The sequence below is a fragment of the Streptomyces melanosporofaciens genome (genome assembly GCF_900105695.1).
GTDB classification, from domain to species: Bacteria; Actinomycetota; Actinomycetes; order Streptomycetales; family Streptomycetaceae; genus Streptomyces; species Streptomyces antimycoticus.
This window is the reverse complement of record NZ_FNST01000002.1, coordinates 986021-1000468: the sequence shown is the minus strand read 5'-3', so window position 1 is coordinate 1000468 and position 14448 is coordinate 986021. Positions and strand designations below refer to the sequence as shown.

14 protein-coding genes and 1 pseudogene are annotated in these 14448 nt (G+C 72.0%); 11 read left to right on the top strand and 4 right to left on the bottom strand.

Features of this window, described 5'->3' with window-relative positions:
* The first annotated feature begins 97 nt into the window (after positions 1–97).
* From BLV72_RS07075 to BLV72_RS07055, 5 genes are all read left to right on the top strand, one after another.
* Positions 98–529 carry a GntR family transcriptional regulator gene (locus BLV72_RS07075; RefSeq protein ID WP_093461017.1) on the top strand — a complete coding sequence of 144 codons (432 nt, stop codon included), beginning with the start codon at positions 98–100 and terminating at the stop codon, positions 527–529.
* Positions 526–1458: an ABC transporter ATP-binding protein gene (locus BLV72_RS07070; protein WP_093461015.1), complete on the top strand. Its 933-nt coding sequence runs from the start codon at positions 526–528 to the stop codon at positions 1456–1458. Before BLV72_RS07075 ends, BLV72_RS07070 begins: the two co-directional genes overlap by 4 nt.
* The gene (locus tag BLV72_RS07065; protein ID WP_093461013.1) at positions 1455–2531 is read left to right on the top strand and encodes a translation initiation factor IF-2; all 1077 of its coding nucleotides are present in this window, start codon (positions 1455–1457) and stop codon (positions 2529–2531) included. The genes BLV72_RS07070 and BLV72_RS07065 overlap by 4 nt, the downstream gene beginning before the upstream one ends.
* Positions 2528–3589, top strand: coding sequence for a transporter (locus BLV72_RS07060; RefSeq protein WP_093461011.1), 1062 nt, complete (start codon positions 2528–2530; stop codon positions 3587–3589). Before BLV72_RS07065 ends, BLV72_RS07060 begins: the two co-directional genes overlap by 4 nt.
* A 126-nt stretch (positions 3590–3715) precedes the next feature.
* Positions 3716–5197 carry a glycosyltransferase family 39 protein gene (locus BLV72_RS07055; RefSeq protein WP_093461009.1) on the top strand — a complete coding sequence of 494 codons (1482 nt, stop codon included), beginning with the start codon at positions 3716–3718 and terminating at the stop codon, positions 5195–5197.
* A gap of 91 nt (positions 5198–5288) precedes the next feature.
* Here the strand turns inward: BLV72_RS07055 and BLV72_RS07050 are convergent, their stop codons facing one another.
* Both BLV72_RS07050 and BLV72_RS07045 read right to left on the bottom strand, forming a co-directional pair.
* Positions 5289–5762: a PPOX class F420-dependent oxidoreductase gene (locus tag BLV72_RS07050; RefSeq protein WP_086708541.1), complete on the bottom strand. Its 474-nt coding sequence runs from the start codon at positions 5760–5762 to the stop codon at positions 5289–5291.
* Positions 5763–5900: 138 nt separating this feature from the next.
* Positions 5901–6788: a hypothetical protein gene (locus BLV72_RS07045; RefSeq protein WP_093461007.1), complete on the bottom strand. Its 888-nt coding sequence runs from the start codon at positions 6786–6788 to the stop codon at positions 5901–5903.
* Positions 6789–7029: 241 nt separating this feature from the next.
* Between BLV72_RS07045 and BLV72_RS07040 the strand changes: the two genes are divergently transcribed.
* Entirely contained in the window at positions 7030–7827 is a 798-nt protein-coding gene (locus tag BLV72_RS07040; RefSeq protein WP_093461005.1) for a S1 family peptidase, read from the top strand.
* 106 nt (positions 7828–7933) lie between these two features.
* On the opposite strand, the gene BLV72_RS07035 is transcribed toward BLV72_RS07040, so the two are convergent.
* A complete protein-coding gene (locus BLV72_RS07035; protein ID WP_014059937.1) occupies positions 7934–8320 on the bottom strand; it encodes a VOC family protein in 387 nt (128 codons plus the stop codon).
* Between the two features lie 419 nt (positions 8321–8739).
* Here BLV72_RS07035 and BLV72_RS07030 point away from each other — a divergent pair, with 419 nt between their 5' ends.
* From BLV72_RS07030 to BLV72_RS49700, 3 genes are all read left to right on the top strand, one after another.
* Positions 8740–9081 carry a chorismate mutase gene (locus BLV72_RS07030; protein WP_093470218.1) on the top strand — a complete coding sequence of 114 codons (342 nt, stop codon included), beginning with the start codon at positions 8740–8742 and terminating at the stop codon, positions 9079–9081.
* Between the two features lie 107 nt (positions 9082–9188).
* Positions 9189–11762 carry an aminopeptidase N gene (pepN, locus tag BLV72_RS07025; RefSeq protein WP_093461003.1) on the top strand — a complete coding sequence of 858 codons (2574 nt, stop codon included), beginning with the start codon at positions 9189–9191 and terminating at the stop codon, positions 11760–11762.
* 252 nt (positions 11763–12014) lie between these two features.
* Positions 12015–12227 carry a hypothetical protein gene (locus tag BLV72_RS49700; protein ID WP_244320687.1) on the top strand — a complete coding sequence of 71 codons (213 nt, stop codon included), beginning with the start codon at positions 12015–12017 and terminating at the stop codon, positions 12225–12227.
* A 245-nt stretch (positions 12228–12472) separates the two neighbouring features.
* On the opposite strand, the gene BLV72_RS07015 is transcribed toward BLV72_RS49700, so the two are convergent.
* Complete coding sequence (locus tag BLV72_RS07015; RefSeq protein ID WP_093461001.1) at positions 12473–13384, bottom strand: MerR family transcriptional regulator; 912 nt, start codon at positions 13382–13384, stop codon at positions 12473–12475.
* Between the two features lie 314 nt (positions 13385–13698).
* Here BLV72_RS07015 and BLV72_RS51930 point away from each other — a divergent pair.
* Positions 13699–13848, top strand: a pseudogene (locus tag BLV72_RS51930) (DUF6245 family protein); the annotation flags it as partial.
* A gap of 351 nt (positions 13849–14199) precedes the next feature.
* Positions 14200–14433 (top strand): hypothetical protein, encoded by a 234-nt coding sequence (locus BLV72_RS07010; RefSeq protein WP_093460999.1) that lies wholly within the window; start codon positions 14200–14202, stop codon positions 14431–14433.
* Positions 14434–14448 lie beyond the last annotated feature (15 nt).

Sequence of the window (14448 nt, the reverse complement as noted above, 5' to 3'; positions counted from 1 at the left end):
CTTCGCTCACGGGTCGACGTGGGCTCAGGAGTTGACATTGCCTCGGGCGCGCTCCACCATCATTCCACTAACTGATTAGTGAAAGGGTGGTGGACGGATGGTCGAGTACCGCATCGACCGGCGCAGCGGCATCGCCACCTATCTGCAGATCGTCCAGCAGACCAAACAGGCGCTCCGCCTCGGACTGCTGCAGCCCGGGGACCGGCTGCCCACGGCCAAGGAGGTCGTCGCGGCCACCGCCATCAACCCCAACACCGTCCTGAAGGCATACCGCGAGCTGGAGCGCGAGGGCCTGGTCGAACCCCGGCCGGGCCTGGGCACCTTCGTCCGCCGGTCGCTGGCCCGGCCCGGCGCCGCCGCGGACTCGCCGCTGCGCGCGGAACTCGCCGACTGGACCGACCGGGCCCGCGCCGCCGGGCTCGACCGCGAGGACGTGACGGCGCTGGTCGCCTCGGTCCTCGAAGAGCGCTTTGGCGAGACCGCCACCCTCAGCGAGCGTGGCCACGAGGAAGACGGTGAGAACCGGTGACCGACGAGATCGACGCGGCCGGCGCGCTGCAGGCGTCCGGGCTGGGCAAGACGTACCGGCGCGGCTGGGCCCTGAGAGACGTCGCCTTCCACCTGCCCGCCGGGCGGATCTGCGCACTGGTGGGCCCCAACGGCTCCGGCAAGAGCACCCTGCTGTCCCTCGCCGCCGGACTGCTGACCCCGACCACCGGCACGCTGCGGGTCTTCGGCCAGGAGCCCTCCGCGCCCGCCGCCCGCGAGCGCGTCGCCTTCGTCGCCCAGGACAAGCCGCTCTACCCGCGCTTCTCCGTCGCCGACACCCTGCGCCTGGGCCGGGAGCTCAACCCCCGCTGGGACCAGAAGGCCGCCGAACGGGTGGTGGAGGAGGCCGAGGTGCCGCTGTCCGCCCGCGTCGGCTCGCTCTCCGGCGGCCAGCGCACCTGTGTGGCCCTCGCCCTCGCCCTCGGCAAGCGCGCCGATCTGCTCCTGCTGGACGAGCCGATGTCCGATCAGGACCCGCTGCGCCGCCACCGGATGATGGGCGTGCTGATGGCCGAGGCCGCCGAGCGCGGCACCGGTGTGGTCATCTCCACCCATGTGCTCGCCGAACTCGACGGAGTCTGCGACTACCTGCTGCTGATGGGCGGCGGCCGGATCCGCCTGGCGGGCGAGGCGGACGAGATCCAGGCCGCCCACCGCCTCGTCACCGGCCCGAGCGAGACCGGCGGCGGAACACCGGCCGCGCTCGCCCGCCACATCGTGGTCGAGACCCGCACGACGGGCCGTCAGCTCACCGCGCTGATACGGCCCAAGGACACCCCGAGCGGGGACGGCTGGATCATCACCGAACCCTCCCTCGAAGAGGTCCTGCTCGGCTATCTGCGCGCTCCCGACGCCCCGCCGCTGCTCGCGGACGGCACGCGGACACCCGATACGGAGGTGGGGACGTGAGCTCGATCGGCATACGGCTCGGCGCCTCCGGCGCCCGGCCCCGCGCCCGAGGGCTGGTGTGGCTGGTGGCGCGGCAGCACCGGGCCGCCCTCTGGGCGGGCCTCGCCGCCGTCGCGGCGATCGCCGCGTACATCGTCTGGCAGCGCGCCGGGATGGTCGGCTATCTACGGGCGCACGACATCCAGGACTGCGCGGACTGGAAGCGGTTCTGCCACGGCAGGCGCACCCATCTGGAGCGGGGATCCGACCCCACGATCGACGCGCTCCGCCACCTCACCGACACCTACCGCACGCCGCTGCTCCATACCGGACGGCTGCTCATCGCGCTGCCCGCGCTGATCGGCGTCTTCATCGGCGCGCCCCTGTTCGCCCGGGAACTGGAGATGGGCACCCACCAGTTGGTGTGGACCCAGTCCGTCGGCCGCACCCGCTGGCTCATCGCCAAGCTCGCCCTGCCCCTGCTCGCCGTCACGGCCGGCACCGCGGTCCTCGCGGCCCTCTACACCTGGTGGTGGCGGGCGGCCCGGACCCAGTTCCAGGACATCGCCTGGGGCACCGACGTGCCGTTCGACGCGACCGGCCCGGCGGCCGTCGCCCTCGCCCCGCTGGCCTTCTTCCTCGGCGCGGCGGCCGGGCTGCTGCTGCGGCGCACCGTCCCCGCCATGGCCGTCACCTTGGGGGCCACCGCCGGTGTCCAGTACGGGCTCGCCGCCCTGCGCCCCCATCTGATGACCCCGCGGACGATCGTCTCCGACGCCAGTGGCGACTTCGCGCACACCCCCATAGAGGTCTTCTTCACCTCCTGGCGCGGTATCGGCGACGGCTATCTGGCCCGCTCCGGGGCGAAGATCCCCTCGGACCGCTGCTCGTCCGCCATCGGCCAGGACGGCTGGAACCGCTGCCTCGCGCGGTTCGGCGCCACCGAGAGGCAGTACGAGGAGCTGCACCCGGCCGGCCACTACTGGCCGATGCAGTGGATGCAGGCCGGGATCTGCCTGGCCGCGGCCGTCGCGCTCGCCGCGTTCTGCGTGTGGTGGATCCGGCGGCGGCCCGCGGTGAAGGAGGCGGCATGAAGACCGGAACCGCCCAGCGCCCGGGCCCGCCGCGCACCGGCTCCCCGCCGAGGCCGCGGCACACCGGCTCCCCGCTGAGCCCGCGCGGTCCGCTCTGGCCGGCCTGGCGCCGCCAGCGGACCGTCCTGGCGACGAGCGGCGTGCTGATCCTCGCCCTCGCCGGATATCTCGTGTACCAGCGCACCGGCATGGCCGCCCTGATCCACGACCGGGACGTCGCCGACTGCCGGCTGTGGCGCGACTGCAACGGGGCGCCCCTGGAGTCCTCGGACAGGCTGTCCGAGGCGTTCGTCCGGCTGGAGACCTACCGTGTGGCGCTGCTCGACACCGCACGGCTGATGCTCGCGATCCCGGCCGTCATCGGGGCCTTCGTCGGCGCACCGCTGATCGCGCGCGAATTCGAGAGCGGCACCGCCGCGCTCGTCTGGACCCAGTCGGTCGGCAGGGTGCGCTGGCTCATCGCCACGCTCGCCCTCCCCGTCGTCGCCACCCTGGCCGCCACCACCCTGCTGGCCGGGCTGTTCACCTGGTGGTGGTGGCCGGTGCGCGGCACCTTCCCGGACGTCCACTGGGGCGACACCCTGCCCTTCGACGTGATGGGTCCGGCCTTCGTGGCGCTGTCCCTGCTGTCCCTCTTGCTCGGCACGGCCTTCGGCCTGGTGCTCCGGCGGACGCTGCCCGCCATGGCCTGCACCCTCGCCGTCACCGCCGGCGTCGTGTACGGCCTCCAGCAGCTGCGCCCGCATCTGCTGCCCCGGCTCACCGTGACGGCGGGCGTCCATGTCCACGCGGAGGCGCCGTTCGGAGGGTGGTACGTCGGCTCGGGATATCTCGACGGGACCGGTGCCAGGGTCGACGGGTCGGTCTGCAAGGGGCTCGGCGGGTGGCCGGCCATCTTCCGCTGCCTCGACCGCCGCCACCTGGCCGAGGAGTACGAGGACTACCACCCCATCGGCCACTTCTGGCCCATGCAGTGGATGCAGGCCGGGATCTGCCTGGCCGTGGCCGTCGCGCTCGCCGCGTTCTGCGTGTGGTGGATCGGGCGCAGAGGGGCCTGACCGGCGCCCCCTTCCACGGCTCCGCACCTTCCACGGCTCCGCACCTTCCACGGCTCCGCACAGTCCGCGACACATCACCCTTCCGCGGCTCCTCACCCTGCCGCTCCGATCGGAGTCCCCTTTCCCATGGCCATCTCGCCCGCCCTCGACACCGCCCGGGGCGCCCCACGCGTCCACCCGGCGCCCCGGGTGCGCCGCCGTCCCGGCCCGGCCGTCGTCGCGCTCGCCCCGGCCGGGCTGGCGCTGGCGCTCGGGCTGTGGGGGATCCGCCGGGAGAACAGCATGTGGCGGGACGAGTCGACGACGTACCAGATCGCGCACCGTAGCGTCGGCGAGATCGGCCATCTCCTCGGCAACGCGGACGTGGCGCACGGCCTCTACTACCTGCTGATGCACGCCGTCTTCGCCCTCTGGGACGGCGGACTGCTCGCCCTGCGGCTCCCCTCCGTGCTGGCCATGGCCGCCACCGCGGCCGGGGTCGGGCTGCTCGGCCACCGGCTCGCCGGACCCCGCGCCGGACTCGTCGCCGGGCTGGTCTTCCCACTGGCCCCGGCGGTGCAGCGGTACGCACAGGAAGGGCGATCGTACGCCCTGGTCAGCGCGGCCGTCGTGGCGGCCACGCATCTGCTGCTGAGCGCCGTGGCCAGGCCCCGCAAGCGCACCTGGGCCGGATACGCCGCCGTCGCCTCGCTGGCCTGTCTGCTGCACGAGTTCGCGATCCTGGCCGTCGCCGCGCACGGCGTCGCGCTGTACCGGGCCCGGGTGGGGGCGCGGTCCGGCTGGGCGTGGGGGCAGGCGGCGTCCGCGGTGGCCGTGGTGCTGGCACCGCTGGTGATCGTCAGTCAGCAACAGGCGGCGCTGGTCGGCTGGATCTCCGCGCCGGGCCCGCCCGAGCTGCTCGGCTTCGGCGCGCTCGCCCTGACCGGCCTCGGCTGCGCCCGGGGACCACTGCCCGCCCGGGGCCCCGTCCCGCTGCGCGACCTCGCCCTGGCGCTGCTGATCCTGCCACCGGCCGCGCTGATGGCGGTGTCGTATCTCCATCCGCTCTACGTCGACCGCTATGTGCTCTATGCCTACGTCGGTCTCGCGCTGCTGATCGGCGCCCGGCTGGACGCGCTGTCGCGCACTGTCGCCGTCCCCCGGGCGCTGGCCGGGGGACTGGCGGTGGCCGCCGTGGCGGCCCTGCTGCCGTACTCGCTCCCACTGCGGACCCCGCAGAGCCGGCTCGACGACACCCTCGCGGCCGCGCGCGCCGTACGGGAGCTGGGACGGCCCGGCGACGGGGTGCTCTTCCTGCCCGCGCGGCGCCGGGAGCCGATCATGTCCGGCCCGGAGGACTTCCGGGGCCTGCGGGAGCTGGCGCTGGCCCGGCACGCGATCCCCTCGGGCACGCTGCACGGCATCGAGCTGCCCGCGCCGGGGATCCGGGCCCGGATGCTGACGGCCGGGCGGATCGTCACCGTGAACGACCCGCCCGGCCGGCCGCTGGACGACACCCCTCAGGAACGGGTGAAACGGGAGGTGCTCGCGGAGCACTTCCACCGATGCGCCGTCAGAGACGTCACCGGGATGCGGATCGTGCTCTACGGGCGCGCGGGGCGATGCTGAGCGCTCGGGGCTCGTAGGGCGGGTGAGCGCTCGCGCCGCGCGGGACGTGCTTTACGTCTCGCGGGGTGTGCTCACGCCCCGCGGGGCGTGCTCACGCCTCGTTCTCGACCAGCCGGGCCGGGAAGCCGCCCGTGGCGATCGGGCCCCAGCGCTCGGGGGTGACCCGGATCAGCGACTTGCCCTGCTTGCGCATGGCCTCGCGGTACTCGTCCCAGTCCGGGTGCTCGCCCGCGATATTGCGGTAGTACTCGACCAGCGGCTCGACGGACTCCGGGGTGTCGACCACCTCGGCGGTGCCGTCGATCTGCACCCAGGGGCCGTTCCATTCGTCGGACAGCACGACGAGGCTCACGGCCGCTTCGCGCTTGACGTTGCGCACCTTGGCGCGCTCGGGGTAGGTGGACATGACGATACGGCCGGAGTCGTCGACTCCGCAGGTCAGCGGGGACGCCTGAGGGGAGCCGTCCGCCCGGCGGGTCATCAGCAGCGCACGGTGGCGCGGGCGTACGAACTCCAGCAGTTCGTCGAGGCCGACACGGGTGTTGGTGGCGATGGAGGGGCTCATGCAGGCGAGCGTACGACGTCGAGCGCACTCCAAGCCCGCACGGCCACGGACCGGACCGGCGCCGCGTCGGATGTGGCGTGAGGTGCCGCGTCACATGTCCCGTCACCTGTCGCGTCAAGCGTCCCATCAAGCGTCCCGTCAGGTGTCGCACTCCAGCACCGTGCGGCACAGCCCGCAGCGGGCCCGCACCCGGCCGCGCACCGGGACCCGGATGCGCTGACGGCAGGTCGGGCAGGGGAAGGAGACGCTCAGCGGGGGGCCGCTGTCGAAGGCGTAGTCGCCTCCGGTGGGGGAGGGGTCGCCGGACTGGGCCGACCGGCGGTCCTTGGCGTAGCGGCGGCGGCCGGTCCAGCCGGCGGCGGCGAGCGGCGGCCGGGCCTGGTCGTGGCGCGCCAGCTCCAGCCCCTTCGCGTATGCCTCGTAGCCTTGCGGAGAGGTGAACCAGGGGGAGGGGTCCTCATCGAAGAGCAGCGCCCGCTTGGCCAGTACGTAGCCGAACTCCTCCGGCGTCAGATAGCCCAGTTTCTGGCTGGAAAGCGAGTCCTGGCGGTAGGCGTCGAGCAGCAACCAGCCCGTGCCGAGATAGGCGGCGGTGGTGTCGGTGAGGATTTCGTTGTCGCGTGTGCCGGGGAACGACAGGTCGAGGCGGTGCAGATACACATGAGTGACCTCATGGGCGAGGGCCGCGCCGATGTCCCGACGGTGGGTCTTGAAGCGGGAGTTGAGCTCGATGAAGTACTCCGGGCCCGCGGCGAGCTCCACGTTCCCCGCATGCCGCATCTCCCGGAAGCTCACGATCATCCGGGCGTCGGGCAGCCGCAGATGCTGCACCATCACCCCGGCCACCCGCTGAACGCCCAGGTAGAGGTCGTCCTGGTCGGAGAAGGCCACATCGCCGGGGAGCACGCTGAGCCCGAAGGTGTCCACCGTGTCGCGGGACAGCCGGTGGTAGAGCGCGGTGATCGAGGCCCGGACGGTGTCCAGGTGGGGATAGCCGTGCTCGATGTCGCTGCCCGGTGCCGCCACGCCGTCACCCCGTGCCCGTCGCCAGCCGTGCGCCCTGTCTCATCTCAACCTTACGGTCGTTCGGCGGGGCGGCGGGTAGGCCGCGCTGGCTGAAAACCGACCCTTGTCACCCCGTTCACCCGCTCCACATAATCACAGGGCGTTTTACCGGCTCATCCACGGGCTTTCGGAGAGGTTTCCGGATTTTTTGCTTGGCATGAGCCTGACATGCGCACCGAACCCCCCACGAAAGGACAGTCCGTTGCGGAAGACCCTGAAGCACCTCAAGAGAGCCTCGGCCGCCGGCGCGGTCGCCCTCGCCGCCTTCAGCCTCACCCCCGGCAGTGCCACCGCCGCGCCCACCGGTCCCGAGCCGAGCCCCTCCGTCGTCGGCGGCACCCGCGCCGCCCAGGGCGAATTCCCCTTCATGGTCCGGCTGTCCATGGGCTGTGGCGGCGCTCTCTACACCCAGGACATCGTGCTCACCGCCGCCCACTGTGTGGACGGCAGCGGCGCCAACACCTCCATCACCGCCACCGGGGGCGTCGTCGACCTCCAGAGCTCGAGCGCCATCAAGGTCAAGTCCACCGAGGTGCTCCAGGCCCCCGGCTACAACGGCACCGGCAAGGACTGGGCGCTCATCAAGCTCGCCAAGCCGATCAACCAGCCCACCTTGAAGATCGCCGACACCACGGCGTACAACAAGGGCGACTTCACCGTCGCCGGCTGGGGCGCGGCCGTCGAGGGCGGCGGCCAGCAGCGCTACCTGCTCAAGGCCACCGTGCCGTTCGTCGACGACGCCACCTGCAACTCCGCGTACGACGAGCTCGTGCCCGGCGAGGAGATCTGCGCCGGCCGGATGGCCCAGGGCGGTGTGGACACCTGCCAGGGCGACTCCGGTGGCCCGATGTTCCGCAAGGACGACAGCGGCCAGTGGATCCAGGTCGGCATCGTCAGCTGGGGCGAGGGCTGCGCGCGGCCCGGCAAGCCCGGCGTCTACACCGAGGTGAGCACCTTCGCCAAGGACATCAAGGCGGCCGCGAGCGAGCTCGGCGGCTGACGCCTCCTCAGCCTCGCCTCCGCCAAGAGCTGACCGGGGTCCGGCCATCGGGCCGGCCCCGGTCGGCTCTGTGGTTCTGCCGGTTCTCTGAGCCGTGTCTGTGCCCTCAGCTCTGTCCGCTCTGCCCGTAGCAGATGCAGAACGGGTGCCCGGCCGGATCGTTGAAGACCCGGAACCCCGACCGCTCCCCGCCGCTGTCGTGCAGGAACGTCGCCCCGAGCTCGATCAGCTCCTGCTGTGCCCGCTCCGCGTCCTCGATCGTGTCCACGTCGAAGTCCAGATGGATCTGCTGCGGATAGGCCGGGTCCGGCCAGCGCGGCGGCTGATGGTCCGGCGCGAGCTGGAAGGCCAGCCGTCGGCCGTCCTCGGCGGTCAGGTTCGCCCACTCGGGATCGCTGTCGTCCACCCGCCAGCCCAGGATCCGTCCGTAGAAGGCGGCGAGCGCGGCGGGGTCGGGACAGTCGATGACGGTGCACTGAAGCGTCGCGATCATGCTGCGGACCCTAGCCCGGAACGGCCCTGCCCGGAACTGCTCGGACCGGAGCGGCTCCGCCCGGTACAAGCCGCGGGAAAGTCGGCCCGGAAGTGGAACCTCCCCCCGCCCAGGCGACTCCTCCACGGTGGAGACACCGCCTCGGGAGCGGCCCTCCACCATGACCGCCCCGCCCCCTTCCGGCCCCTCGAGGGCCGGTTCCCAAACCCCCCACAGGGGTCGGGGCGGTCCGGGGGCCGGGGCCGCGACCGGCCCGGGCACAGGGCGCCGCGGGGGCTCGGGCCGCCTCCCGGCGGCGGCAGGCGCAGGCCGAAGCGGCTCGGAGCGCAGGCCGTAGCGCCCGGGAGCGTAGGCCGCGACCGCCCCGGAGAGGAACCGAGCCCCGAGAAAAAGTAGTCTCGGGAGGCATGACGCACAGCATGAGCGACCACACCGCCGGGCAGCCGGCGACGCCGGGAGACCCCGAGGGGATCGACCCGTCCGTCCTCGACGAGCTGACCAGGTTGCGTGACAGCATCGACAACATCGACGCGGCCGTGGTCCATATGCTCGCCGAGCGCTTCAAATGCACCCAGCAGGTCGGCCACCTCAAGGCCGCCCACCGGCTCCCCCCGGCCGACCCGGCTCGTGAGGCGCGCCAGATCACCCGGCTGCGGCAGCTCGCCGAGAGCGCCAAGCTCGACCCCGGCTTCGCCGAGAAGCTGCTCAACTTCATCATTGCCGAGGTCATCCGGCACCACGAGACCATCGCCCGCTCCTGACCCCGGGCCCGAGGGCGCACTCCGGTGGTGCGCCCGTACGGCCGTTCGCCCCGGGCAACCACTTCCCACCCGTGTGCGGCCCGCCGCACGTAGGGCAGCATGTCCCCATGTCCGTACTGACGCGCGAGGAAGCGCAGATCCGAGCCCGCCTGATCGAGGTCCACCGCTACACCATCGACCTCGACCTCACTCGCGGGGAGGAGCTCTTCGGCTCCACCACGACCATCCGCTTCAGCGCGCGCCAGGCGGGCGCGGACACCTTCGCCGAGCTCGCGCCGGCCGCGGTCCACCGTGCCGTACTCGACGGCCGCGAGCTCGACCTCACCGGCGACACCGCCGAGGCGCTCGCGGACGGCCGGCTTCCGCTCACCGGCCTCACCGAGGGCGAGCACGAGCTGCGCGTCGAGACGGACATGCGCTACTCCCACACCGGCGAGGGCATGCACCGCTTCACCGACCCCGCCGACGGCGAGACGTACCTCTACACGATGTGCTGCATGGCGGACGCGAACGACGTCTTCGCCGCCTTCGACCAGCCCGACCTCAAGGCCGTCTTCGACGTGCGCGTCACCGCCCCGCCCCAGTGGACCGTGCTCGGCAACGGCATCGCCACCCGCGTCGGTGCCCCCGAGGAGGGTCGCTGGCAGCTCGCGCCCACCCCGCCCATCAGCACCTATCTGATGGCCCTGGCCGCCGGCCCGTACCACTCGGTGCGCACCGAGCACGCCGGGCTGCCCTTCGGGCTGCACGTCCGACGCTCCCTCGCGCCCTACCTCGAGGCCGACGCCGACGAGCTCTTCGACATCACCCGGCGCTGCTTCGACCGCTACCACGAGATCTTCGAGGAGCCGTACCCCTTCGACTCCTACGACCAGGCGTTCGTCCCCGAATTCAACAGCGGCGCCATGGAGAACCCGGGCCTGGTCACCTTCCGCGACGAATTCGTCTTCCGCTCCGCCGTCACCGACGCCGAGCGTCAGACCCGCGCCATGGTCATCGCCCATGAGATGGCCCATATGTGGTTCGGCGACCTCGTCACCATGAAGTGGTGGGACGACATCTGGCTGAACGAGTCCTTCGCGGAGTACATGGGCTACCAGATCCTCACCGAGACCACCCGCTACACCGACACCTGGGCCGACTTCGGCGTCCGCCGCAAGAACTGGGGCTACGACGCCGACCAGCGCCCCTCCACCCACCCGGTCGCCCCCGCGCCCGAGCTGGTCCCCGACACCGCCGCCGCCCGGCTCAACTTCGACGGCATCTCCTACGCCAAGGGCGCCTCCGCGCTGCGCCAGCTCGTCACCTGGCTCGGCGAGAAAACGTTCCTCGACGGCATCAACGACCACTTCACCCGGCACCGCTTCGGCAACGCCACCCTCGCCGACTTCATCGACTCCCTCGCCCGCTCCTCCGGCCGCGACGTCCACGCCTGGGCCGACCGCTGGCTGCGCACCACCGGTGTCGACACCCTCGCCCCCGTCGTCACCGCCAACGGCGACCGGTGGAGCGCCGAGGTCCGCCACCAGGGCGGCGGCCCGGACGGCGACGCCCCCACCAGGCGCCCGCACCGCATCGCCATCGGCCTGTACGACCACGCGCCCGCCGCCCCGCACCAGCTGGTCCTGCGCGAACGCGTCGAGGCCGAGCTCGACGGCGCCGAGCCCGGCCTCAGCCTCTCCTTCACCGGGCCCCGCCCCGATCTGCTGCTGCTCAACGACGGCGACCTCACCTACACCAAGATCCGGCTCGACCCCGGCTCCTGGAAGGCCGTCCACCGCGCCCTGTCCGGCCTCCCCGACGCCGTCAGCCGCGCCGTGGTCTGGAACGCCGCCCGCGACATGGTGCGCGACGGCGACCTCCCGCCCGCCGACTTCCTCGAGGCCGCCCGCGCCCATCTGCCGCACGAGACCGACATAGCGATCGTCCAGGGCGTCCTCGCCTTCGCCCGCACCCAGATCGCCGACCGTTACCTCCCCGCCGACGGGCGCCCCGCCGCCCTGGCCGCCATCCGCGCCACCTGCCGCGATCTGCTGCGCCGCACCGAGGACGGCACCGGCGCCGGGCTGCGGCTCGCCGCCGTGCGCACGTTCATCGGCAGCGCCACCGACCCAGCCGAGCTCACCGACTGGCTCGACGGCGACAGCGTCCCCGGCGGCCCCGCCCTCGACCCCGAGCTGCGCTGGCAGACCCTCGGCCGGCTCGCCGTCCTCGGCGCCGTCGGCCCCGCCCACATCGACGCCGAACTCGCCCGCGACTCCAGCGCCACCGGCCAGGAGGGCGCCGCCCGCTGCCGGGCCGCCCTGCCCGACGCCGCCGCCAAGGAGGCCGCGTGGCAGACCCTCTTCGGCCCTGAAAGGGATGAGGGAACCGAACTCTCCAACTACCTGGTCACCGCGACCCTCGCCGGCTTCTGGCAGCCCGAGCACCACGACGTCCTGGCCGACTACGTGCCGCGCTACTTCCCGGCCGCCGTCACCCTGGGCACCCGCCGCGGCCCCGCCATCGCCGACACCGTCGCCCGCTTCGGCTTCCCGAGCACCGTGGACGCCGAAACCCTGCGACAGGGCGAGGAATGCCTCGCCAACCCCGACGCCCTCCCCGCCCTGCGCCGCCGCCTCGCCGACCAACTCGACGATCTGCGCCGCGCCCTGCGTGTACGAGAGAAGCAGAGCGAATAACCGCCCCCGCCCCGCGCCCGGAGGGACACCACCGTTCCGGCTCCCGTTCGCCATCGCCGCCTGAACGGGAGCCGGACGGCGCGCTGTTCGCCCAGAGCGCGCCCCGGCCGTTCCCCCCCCGATCGAGGCCACCCCCTTCGGCCTCATGCACGCCGTTCGGCCGAACAGCTTTCCGGTCCCCTTGAGGTGCTCCTCGACTACGCCTTGTAGCTCGCCCGTGCGTCCGGTCTCGGCGTCCTCGACGAGCGTGCCTTGCGGGTACGGCAACTCGCCGTGAACGAGCACCGCTACCGGACCGAGCTGTCGGCGGTGTTGCGGAGGCTCCCGGGCGTGCTGGCCGGCATGACCAACCACGCGCACGCCACCCAGTCACCCGACGCCTGGACCCGCGTCGCCGACACCTGCGCGGTGGTCTACTGGCTTGCGGCCCGGCACCGCTGGCCCTCGACACGGCGGCTGACCTGATCCGAGCCGGCCTCACGCTTCCGGCCACCCGCGTCGGGCCCTGCAGAGGAACATCAGCCGATCACAGCTCGCGCTGGGCGACCGGGACGGCGCCCTCGCATCGCTCGAAGCGGCCTGGAGCGTCGCGCCAAAGATGGCCGGAGTCCTCCCGACGAGCCAAGAACTGATGCGCGTGCTCACCTCGGACACACCAGCCCTCGCGGCGTGATCAAGACCCCTTCAAACCCTCCTGGCCAGGCCGTGTTTCAGGTAGCGGGTGAGTCTTGGGCGGATAGCTCTTCGGCCAGTTCCATACAGCGCAGGCGGGCTGGGGAGAAGTCATAGGGCATCTTGCCGATGGCTTCGAACACGCTCATGGAGTCAGCCTCCCGCCTGCCAGAGCTGAGGTCGGCCTCGTCCTCGCCGTCATCGGCGGTAGCAGGGTGCAAAGTGTCCCAGGCGTCGAAGAGGGCATCGTCGTCCTTGCCCAGGCCGGACTCCTCGATGACGGCCTGCAGGGCGCATTCGAAGGCGTGCCGCTCGACGGCCACTTGAGCCACCCGTGGATCATCGACGGCGACGCTGTCATCGAGTGCCTCCTCGGCGTCATCGATGCGGTCGGAATCCGCCCGCAAAGTGGGATGCGTGGCCAGGACGACGAAGCGGGTGGCCTGGACGGCCGCGCCGAGCGGGCCGAAGATCCGCTCAGTGACCAGCAGACTGTCCAGGTCCGCCTGACGCAGGGAGCCCTCGGGCAGGCTCTTGAGGCGTTCGGTGACGAAGTCGGAGAGCAGGCCCATCCGGCTGCCTTCGGTGCGCATCCGCTGCACGGCGGTCCGTTGCCGCCGCGCTTCCGCCTCCTGCTCGGCGAGGGTTTCCTCCAACCGCTCCAGGATGCCCGCGATACCGTCTCCGCTGTCCGCACCGGAGGAAGCCATGCCGGCGGTAAAGGCGTCACGGATGTCCTCCAGGGCGATCCCGGCGTCGGCCATCTTGCGAATCCACAGCAGGCGGATCATGTCCTCGTACCCGTAGCGGCGGCGGTCATCGCCGCCCCGCTCAGGCTCGGGGAGCAGGCCGATCGCGTGGTAATGGCGAATCGCCCGTGGCGTGCTGCCGGCGAAGGCCGCCGCGTCACCGATCTTGACCTGGCGGGGTGGCATGAAGGACGAATGCATGAGCAGGGACCTTTCCTCAGGGGACCGGGACGTAAGTCCACCGGACCACATGCCGCTACGGAAGGTGCAACCCCATACGTCACGTACCTGTTCGCGACACCGGGAGACAGCGGCCTCGGGGAACATCGGTACGGCGGCTGTCGGTGAGAACGATCAGGGTCCAGTTGTCGGCGCCGGGAGGGCGGTGGCGGGCTCCGTTCGGCGGTGCGGAGTAGGTCGGCGACCTTGCCAGGCACTCGGCCGTACGGATGGTGAACGCTTACGACCGCCGGTTCCGGGCTCCTCGATGACCCTCACGCGGCGGGTTCTTCCGTTGGCAGGTGTTGCGGGCCGGCACCCCGCTCCGGCTGATGGCGCAGAACCCGGCGGCCGGGCCGATCCCTCTGGCTGCCGCGCACGCGGTGACCGGGCTGCACACGCTGCTCGGAGGCCGGCAGCCCAGGAGTGCGCTTGCGCCGACGTAGCAACAGAGCTCCCGATCGGCCACGCTGATGAATGAGATCACCATCGAGACGACCAGGAGCCCTGCCGGCATCCCAGCGAATCCGCCGTTTTCTTGTGTCGCGGCGGCAGCGGTATGGCGTTCGGGTAGAACATCAGGAATCGACCCCGTACGACGTCCGAATTCCGGCCGCGGAAACCGACTACTCAGCCTCGATCCACCGTGTGGATTCTGATCACAGGCGTCGGGCGGGTCCGGGTCGGGCGGGTCCGGGTGTTCCTTCGGGCGGTGGGCCCTGGCTGAGCCGATCGTGAAAGCACGGGAGCCGCTGAACCACAGCCCCTCCGTTCGGACACGGGGCAGACTGACGGGCATGGACCGAGAAACTCTTGAGCGGACGTTGACCGTCGACGGGGAGAGGTTCGACGTCGCCGAGCGTCCCGACGAGCCCGGGACCTACGACTTCACCTGGCTGACCGGGCCGAACCCCGGATACGGCTTCACCACCCGTGTCCATGGAGCCGACTCCCTCAGCACACAGCAACTGGAGGACTCCGCGCGGGAGTTCCTCGGCCAGGTGGACCCCGGCACCGGGCATATCGAGTAACCGGGCGGGCGAATC

Bases quoted from the DNA above. Each gene is read 5' to 3' on its own strand.
- BLV72_RS07075 (WP_093461017.1), top strand. From the start codon at position 98: ATGGTCGAGTACCGCATCGACCGGCGCAGCGGCATCGCCACCTATCTG.
- BLV72_RS07060 (WP_093461011.1), top strand. From the start codon at position 2,528: ATGAAGACCGGAACCGCCCAGCGCCCGGGCCCGCCGCGCACCGGCTCC.
- BLV72_RS07055 (WP_093461009.1), top strand. From the start codon at position 3,716: ATGGCCATCTCGCCCGCCCTCGACACCGCCCGGGGCGCCCCACGCGTC.
- BLV72_RS07050 (WP_086708541.1), bottom strand. From the start codon at position 5,762: ATGAGCCCCTCCATCGCCACCAACACCCGTGTCGGCCTCGACGAACTG.
- BLV72_RS07035 (WP_014059937.1), bottom strand. From the start codon at position 8,320: ATGATCGCGACGCTTCAGTGCACCGTCATCGACTGTCCCGACCCCGCC.
- BLV72_RS07030 (WP_093470218.1), top strand. From the start codon at position 8,740: ATGAGCGACCACACCGCCGGGCAGCCGGCGACGCCGGGAGACCCCGAG.
- pepN (WP_093461003.1), top strand. From the start codon at position 9,189: ATGTCCGTACTGACGCGCGAGGAAGCGCAGATCCGAGCCCGCCTGATC.
- BLV72_RS07015 (WP_093461001.1), bottom strand. From the start codon at position 13,384: ATGCATTCGTCCTTCATGCCACCCCGCCAGGTCAAGATCGGTGACGCG.
- BLV72_RS07010 (WP_093460999.1), top strand. From the start codon at position 14,200: ATGGACCGAGAAACTCTTGAGCGGACGTTGACCGTCGACGGGGAGAGG.